The 7,654-nt window shown below is 42.3% G+C and carries 4 protein-coding genes and 1 pseudogene; 2 read left to right on the forward strand and 3 right to left on the reverse strand.

Features of this window, described 5'->3' with window-relative positions; genetic code table 11:
* A pseudogene (locus tag ACT8YW_RS18150) lies at nt 1–623 on the forward strand (6-O-methylesterase); the annotation flags it as partial.
* Between the two features lie 110 nt (nt 624–733).
* Here the strand turns inward: ACT8YW_RS18150 and ACT8YW_RS18155 are convergent.
* Nucleotides 734–1,624: a DMT family transporter gene (locus tag ACT8YW_RS18155; RefSeq protein ID WP_008999532.1), complete on the reverse strand. Its 891-nt coding sequence runs from the start codon at nt 1,622–1,624 to the stop codon at nt 734–736.
* Between the two features lie 153 nt (nt 1,625–1,777).
* On the opposite strand from ACT8YW_RS18155, the gene ACT8YW_RS18160 reads away from it, so the two are divergent.
* Nucleotides 1,778–2,584 (forward strand): patatin-like phospholipase family protein, encoded by an 807-nt coding sequence (locus tag ACT8YW_RS18160; RefSeq protein WP_032853583.1) that lies wholly within the window; start codon nt 1,778–1,780, stop codon nt 2,582–2,584.
* Nucleotides 2,585–2,598: 14 nt separating this feature from the next.
* Here the strand turns inward: ACT8YW_RS18160 and ACT8YW_RS18165 are convergent, their stop codons facing one another.
* Nucleotides 2,599–3,486 (reverse strand): SDR family NAD(P)-dependent oxidoreductase, encoded by an 888-nt coding sequence (locus ACT8YW_RS18165; protein WP_128857889.1) that lies wholly within the window; start codon nt 3,484–3,486, stop codon nt 2,599–2,601.
* A gap of 112 nt (nt 3,487–3,598) precedes the next feature.
* Nucleotides 3,599–7,465, reverse strand: coding sequence for a family 78 glycoside hydrolase catalytic domain (locus tag ACT8YW_RS18170; protein ID WP_444106605.1), 3,867 nt, complete (start codon nt 7,463–7,465; stop codon nt 3,599–3,601).
* Nucleotides 7,466–7,654: the final 189 nt, after the last annotated feature.

Genomic DNA, 7,654 nt, shown 5'->3' on the forward strand with positions numbered 1-7,654 from the left:
TAGCCGCCTATTTTGACAAGAAGGCCTTTGCTGATTTAAAATCAGATGCTTCTCTTGAAAAGAAAGCCATGGACTGGGTAGCTTCTTTAAAGTTGGATGATGAGAAAAAGGCAGGTTTTGCGGCAACAGCTATTTATAACCATCTTCGTAAAGTTCGCGACTGGCACAATGAGCATCCCTATACAACAATTCCCGAGGGTATCAATCCTCTTACAGGCAAGCCGCTTTCCAAGCTCGACCGTGAAATGATTGCAGATTCTGCTATGCCGAAAGAAGTACATGAAAGGCTAATGAAAGAGTTACGCAGAGTATTGACTGAAGAACAGATAGAACAAATCCTCGATAAATATACGGTAGGTAAAGTCGCTTTTACCTTGAAAGGTTATCAGACCATTGTGCCCAATATGACAGAGGAGGAAACTGCTTACGTCCTGGAACAGTTGAAGCTGGCTCGCGAACAGGCTATTGACTATAAGAATATGAAGCAGATCTCTGCCATCTTCGAAATTTATAAAACCAAATGCGAACAGTATTTCAATGAGCATGGTCGTAACTGGCGTCAGATGTTCAAGGATTATGTGAATAAACGACAGGAAGAAAAGAAGGCTCAAGAAAAGAAATAGAATTACTTGATTTGAATATAAGAAGCTAAAAAAGGTAGCAATCCGTATGATGTAGAGGATTGCTACCTTTTTGTTTTAACTATCCCGGATAGGGATCTTATTTTAAATTCTTATGATTGTTGTGGTATACTAAATTTCTTTTGAAATGTAACACTTAGTGTCTGCAAAATAACAGATAAGATAATCATCCCGAGCCCGGAATAAAAAGCAATATTCAGTTCTTTGGCCTCATTGAAAATAATCATGGCCAGAATGATGCTATATATAGGTTCCAGATTATAACTTAAATTGACCGTAAATGCTGAAATCTTTTTCAGAACCTGAATTTGCAATAAATATAGTCCGACAGTACAGAAAGAAGCGAGTAATAGTAGATTGATTAAGTCTCCCATACCGGGCACGATAGTGGACACCGGAAAATAATGCAAATAGAAAGGAAGAATACAGGAAACTCCAATAAATCCGCCAAACATCTCATACAGTAACAGGGCACTTGAAGCATGATTCTTTGCCGTCTTCTTATTGGTTATAGTAAATAGCGCCGCCAATGCAGAAGATATAATACCTAATGTTATTCCCATACGATAACGAGTATCAAAATGGAATATCAGGACAATTCCGAATAGGGTAAGCAGGCTGAATGTAACTTCTTTCAGTGACACTCTATGCCGATTAATCAGTGGCTCCAGAAAAGCCGTAAAGAAACCCACCATTGAGAAACAAACCACCCCGATAGAAACATTGGAGGCTTTGATACTTCCATAGAAGAATATCCAATGCAGTGCCAACAGTACTCCGACACCACTAATCTTTAGTATTTCTTTCAAAGGAAGTTTTGGTAACTTTTTCGCAAAGTATAGAATACCTGCCAGTATCAAAGTTGCAAACATCATTCTCCACCAGACTAACAATCCCTCATTGAGTGTTATCAACTTCCCGAATACTCCTGTAGCGCCTGCAATAATAATGGATATATGCAGCTTGATGAAAGCTTCTTTCATTTTATGATTACTCTATAATTAACTATAAGCCTATTGAGGCCGCAAAGTTACTAAATTCTTTTGTTTATTATTTGAACAGTGTGTTTTTCTTCGATTAACAGATTCTTAAATTGATTTAAACATCTTTTTCGCAGAAAATGTGTTATTTTGTGGATGGCTAATAGAAATATATATGATATGGATAAGCAAAAAGTAGCATTGGTCCTTTCTATGGGAGGAGCACGTGGAATAGCGCATATAGGAGTAATTGAAGAATTGCTCCGTCACAATTTTGAGATCACCTCTATTGCAGGAAGCTCGATGGGAGCTATGGTGGGGGCGATGTACGCTTCAGGAAAAATGGAAGAATGTAAGGAGTGGCTATATAGTTGGGATAAACGTAAGATGTGGGAATTGGCGGATATTACTTTAAGCCGGGATGGATTGGTGAAAGGTGACCGTTTTATCAAAGAACTGAAACAGATTATTCCGGACATGAATATTGAAGACTTGCCTGTCCCTTATGTAGCAATGGCTACGGATATTGTCCGCGATCAGGAAGTGAGGTTTGACAGGGGGAGCTTACATGAAGCTATCCGTGCATCTATTTCTATCCCCATGCTTTTCCGTCCGTTGAGAAAAGACGGTATGGTTTTGATTGACGGAGGCATTCTGAATCCTCTTCCATTGGCTCATGTAAAACGCATTGAAGGAGATATCCTGATAGCTGTCGATGTGAATGCACCCCTCGATTCCGGAAAGAAAAAGAAAATATCTCCTTATAATCTATTGACAGAATCTTCAAGAATGATGATGCAACAAATCACTCGTTACCAGATAGAGCGTTGTCAGCCGGATATCTTAATTCAGATGTCCGGTGATACCTATGATATGTTGGAGTTTCATCATGCGGCCTCGATAGTGAAGACAGGAGTGGAAGTTACCCGAAGCGTGTTGAAAGAATTTCTCGACAATGAATAATATGATACTTTAAATTACTCCAGATAAATCATCTTTTTCGTCATTCCTCCGTCAATCGTGATATTTTCTCCATTGATGAAATCATTGTTTTCTTCACAGAGAAACAAACACATACGGGCAATATCTTCCGGTTTGCCTACCCGTCGCGAAGGATGTTGTGAATGATCTTCCGGCCGGAGTTGGTCATAATCATGAGTTTGTATCCATCCCGGAGCAATAGAGTTGACGGTGATATTCCATTCGGATAACGATAAAGCCAGTGCATGAGTTAAAGAATAGATACCGCCTTTCGAAGCTGCGTAACCTTCACTTCCCGATTCACTCATCAGGTAACGTGTGGAGCAGATATTGATAATCCGACCGTATGGATTAGGAGAAGACTGTTCTTTACGATGTATGGCAAGCAGGCGGGAGGTGATAAATACAGGGCGTAGGTTGATAGAAAGAATTTTGTCGAAATCCTCTACGCTCGTTTCGGTGATAGACGAAAATTGACTAATACCGACGTTGTTGACAATAATATCAATATCATTCCATTCGGAAAGAATACGTTGCATGCAACTTTCAAGCACATCCTTATCGCTGACATCGACTTTATGGAATATAGATCCGGTTGCTTTTGCAGTCTCTTGTCCCGCTATTTCATTTATATCACAAAAAGCGACTTGATCGCCGGACAGGCAAAAAGCTTCTACTATTGCCTTGCCTATACCTTCCGCTCCTCCTGTTATAAATACTCTTCTTTTGGAGGGGGATGATTTTGAGGTCATTGGAGTACACGAAGCTGATTCAGCCGAATGAACTGTTGTAGATTTCTTCTTACCATATTTCTGTGCTTGTTTCCAAGCAGCCTTTCTGGCTTCATATTGTTCCTGTTGCCTTTCTATATAATTATCTGCCATCGTTCTTTTTTATTTATTGGCAAATGTAAAATATAAAATGGATAAATACAAAGAATCGACCGCTCTTTTGCGGACAAAGGAGCGGTCGATTTTATTCAGATGACGGTTCAATTTAAAACTTCGTCGGATCTATCTCTGCATATTTAATTCGTTGGCGACGCCAAGTGTATATGGCATGCAGTTTCCCATCTTTTCCCTGGATAATACTGGGATAAGAGTACTGGCTGATCGGACTGTCTTCTAATGTAAGAACAGGCTTCCAGTTGATGCCATCTTCTGATATGGCCACACAAAGCGGAGTACGCGGACCTTTCGGAGTTCCGGGTAATGTAGAGAAATTATTGTAGATAAGTATATGTCTGCCGTCTTTCATTGTCACAGCATCCGTTCCGGAATTATTATTCGGAACATCCAGCAGCGTTACTTTACTCCACGTATCACCATTATCGCTGCTCCATGCAGTTGCTACTTGTGCGTTACGTGTACGGCAGAGTACCTGTAGTCTTCCGTCTTTATGCTTCAGAATACTAGGTTGTATCGCATAAACAGGTTTGGCTCCTTCTCCTCTGATCGCTTCTCCTCCTTCCTGATCGTCCACATTCATGCCACCTTTTTTACGGTTTTGAGTGGGGACGGATAACTCGGCATCCAGTGGACCTATCATCTTCCAGGTCTTGCCTTTATCATCGGAAATCTCGAAGTGGACACGCCATCCGTTACTTCCTTCCGTACTGGAAGGGCAGATGATACGTCCATTGATATATTCCGGTTTATTCTTAATAGGTCCAAGAAAACCTTCCGGAAGCGGTTCACGTTTACTCCAAGTCTTTCCTCCGTCACGTGAACGAACCAGCCATCCTGTCCAATCACTCACTTTCAGACCTATTTTATAGAATAAAATCAAGTCACCTCCGGGAATCTGGAAAAGAACCGGATTCCAACAAGCTTTTCTGCGGGCAATAAGTTTTCCTTTCTCATCTTTCACAGGTGTACAAGTTGAATCGATTCCAGCCAATACAGCTTGTGAATCTTTGATCGAGAACACACCGTCAGCGGCAAGTTTTGGGGCAGTCCATTCTTTGGAACCTTTCGGCTTACGACATACCCAGATGCAACAATCCGGATTGCGTTCTTTGGTGCCTCCGAAGAAAGAGGCTACGAGATCACCGTTCTTCAGTTCTACAATTGTAGCTCCGTGACATTCGGGGAAAGAAGCTTTTTCGTACAGGAATTCATCACTTAGAATAGCCGTATTCCGGGTGGGGATGTCTACACTGAAGTGATATTTTCCCGATCCGATCTTTTCCTTCCGTCCATCTGGTAGGTGCACTTCACCTGTTGTATTGGCAGGAAGCTCGATGTCCCATTCCAGATGAGTAGGAGTCTTTGCCCACCGACTGGTTATTTTCCCGTAGATACTCATGTATGATGCATCCACATTGCTTAATTCCTGGATTTCAAAAGCCGGTTGGAAAACGATATGTTTGTAACCGGACTTCCAGCGGTCTGCACGAATACCTGCCAGATTATTGAAACACCAAGGTAATAAATCGCCTAAAAGCATCACGTGATTACCACTGTTCATTTCAGGATTGGCTGTATCACCATTCCATAATTCCCAAATAGTGGTAGCACCTTTGTCAACCATATATCCCCAGGAAGGATATGTTTTATTGGTAGCCAGTAAATAAGCTACATCGGCATGTCCACGGCGGCTTAATTCACGTAATAACCATTGCACACCAATTACTCCGGTACTTATATGTCCTTTGTTGGTCGTAATAATAGAAGCTACAGCATTTTGGGCCACTGCATTGATCTGATTTTTAGGAACCAGTCCGAAGGCAAGTGGCAAAATATTGGCAGTAACCGTGTTGTTGCCATAGAAAATACTATCCGGATATAAGGCATGCCCTGGTACGGGAGAGGTACCTTCTTTTACATGCAAAAAACGAGCATTGAATGCATCTTTCATGCGATGTTCCAAATCTTCCCATTCTTCTGCATCAGCTTTCAGCCCTTGCAGACTTGCAAAGCGGTGCATCAGTTGTAACACCTTTAGATAATAAGCGGTGGCGATCAAATCTCCGTCAGTCTTGCGGGAAGGATCCTTACTGTGAATCAACTCCAGTGATTCGGGGGGAACGCACCAGTCACCATATTTATCTTTGGTGATGATATATTCCTCTGTCATGTAGTATTCACGGATATGAGATACCCATTTTTTAATAGCCGGATAATTCTCCTCGATCGGACGTTTGTCTCCAAAGTTTGTGAAAAGCATGTCGCAGGCCATAGGTAAAGCGGCAGGCCAGGTCACATTATCCGAGTAATAATTCCAGTATGCCGGGGCCACATCAGGAATACAGCCGTCTTCCCGTTGTGCTTCGCGAATGTCACGCGTCCATTTGGTGTACATTGCATAATTATCGAAAAGCATACTCTCTCCCCAACACCCCATGGTACGGTCGCCCAACCATGGTTGGCGCTCATTCCGTTGTGGACAGTCTACCGGCATACCTTTATAATTACTCCGGATTCCCCAGAATGCATTACGGATAATCTTATTCAGAGTCTCGTCAGAACAGCTGAAAGTTCCGGTATGTTCCATTTCATCTTCTACTACCTCGGCAACGAAATCTTCAGTCTTCGCATTCGGATAACCACTAACTTCTACATAGCGAAATCCATGATAGATAAAACGAGGTGCCCAGGTAGCATCTTTTGTTTCACGTCCACTGACAACATACACATCTGTAGAACGGGCATCCCTGAAATTTCTGGTGTAAAGTTCACCGTTGCTTTGCAGACTTTCTGCGAAACGGAGGCGGATACTGTCACCAGCCTGTCCTTTAACTCGGAAACGTACCCATCCTGCCATATTCTGACCGATATCCAAGATATATTTATTGCCGAGCTTTTTAATGGAAACAGGTTTCAACGTTTCTGTGACTTCCATACCCGGCATCATTTGCGCACGCAATGTTCCCGAAGGAATGCTCACACGTTGTGCCGGCATCCAGCTTTTATCATCATACCCGGTTTGAGTCCAGTTTCCTAACTCTTTACGGGCGTCGTACTCTTCACCATCGTATTCATTATTACTACGAATAGGACCGTCAGTAGTCAATTTCCAGGTAGTGTTTGTAGCAATCGTTTCTTTGCTGCCGTCTGCATATTCCACAATCAGATTCAACCGAAGTTTAGGATAGCCGAAAGTCGGTATCTTATACGGTTTATAGTTTTGGCGCATCGTATAGAAACGACCATTTCCGAGAGTTACTCCAATAGCATTCTCTGTTTGAAGCAACGATGTGACATCATAGGTGTTGTACAGAATCGTTTTCCGATAGTCGGTAGGAGCAGGAGCCAGAACCTGATTGCCGATACGTTGTCCGTTGATAAACAGTTCATACAATCCCATTCCGGCGATGTGCACAGTGGCACGTTTCACTTCTTTCTTCAATGCAAATTCTTTGCGGAGATAGCGAGCTGCCAAGCGGCTCCATTGTGTTTCGCTGTCTCCGGGAGCAGCTTTATCCAAACCGATCCATTGCCCTTGCCAATCTGCTTCATTAAACAGTCCTGTAGTCCAGAAAGCCGGAGTACTCCAATCTGTTGTCCCTTTGTTGGTGTCGATTTTCACTTTCCAATAGTAGGGAGCATTACGCTTTAGCGTTTTTCCCTGATAAGCGATCCATTGGGAAACGTCAGATTCAATCTTTCCTGAATCCCAGATATCCCCTTTTCCTTGTTCCAATAGCTCCGGGGTAGATGCAACAAGAATGTGATACGCAGTTTGTATCACATTCTGTTCATTCGATTCGATGCGCCAACTCAATCGAGGTTGGCGCACATCAATACCTGCCGGATTTTTCAACTGTTCTGTTCGCAGGTCAGTGATACCTATGGCTGCGTATATGGACCCGGTAAAGAGCAGAAGAGAAAATAGGAATAATATAAATATTCTTTTATTCATGAGCATAAGTTATATAAAAAGAGTAATTGCTTACTTTGGCACCGAATGGAAACTAGGCTCCGGCACCTTGCCGTTCTGGTAACTCTGTCCAGTCCTTCTCCATATAGTTTTTACTGCTGTCCACTACAATCAGGATATGATCGTTTCCACTGCAATAACCACTGTCATGTTGAAATTTGTGCACTCCGT

Source organism: Bacteroides sp. (genome assembly GCF_052357945.1).
Taxonomy (GTDB): domain Bacteria; phylum Bacteroidota; class Bacteroidia; order Bacteroidales; family Bacteroidaceae; genus Bacteroides.